Annotated in this window: 1 protein-coding gene; it reads left to right on the top strand. The window is 68.7% G+C overall.

Annotated elements, in window-relative coordinates:
* A partial coding sequence (locus ACL06G_RS21520; protein ID WP_412788172.1) for a phosphoadenosine phosphosulfate reductase domain-containing protein occupies nt 1-409 on the top strand: 409 nt, incomplete at both ends.

Raw genomic sequence — 409 nt, 5'->3', positions numbered from 1 at the left:
CGCATCTGGATGCGTTGGAGTCGGAGGCGGTCCACATCTTCCGGGAGGTGGCCGGCGAGTTCGAACGGCCGGTGATCCTCTTCTCCGGAGGCAAGGACTCCATCGTCATGCTCCACCTGGCGATCAAGGCCTTCGCCCCCGCCCCCGTACCCTTCTCCCTCCTCCACGTCGACACCGGCCACAACTTCCCCGAAGTCCTCGCGCACCGCGACGCCACCGTCGAACGCCACAACCTGCGCCTCCACGTCGCCCTCGTGCAGGACTACATCGACAACGGCACCCTGCGCGAACGCCCCGACGGCACCCGCAACCCCCTGCAGACCGTCCCCCTCCTCGAAGCCATCGACACCGGCCGCTACGACGCCGTCTTCGGCGGCGGCCGCCGCGACGAGGAAAAAGCCCGCGCCAA

Origin of the sequence: Streptomyces callyspongiae, assembly GCF_047200695.1 — a bacterium.
Taxonomy (GTDB): domain Bacteria; phylum Actinomycetota; class Actinomycetes; order Streptomycetales; family Streptomycetaceae; genus Streptomyces.
This window is presented reverse-complemented; position numbering and strand designations above follow the sequence as displayed.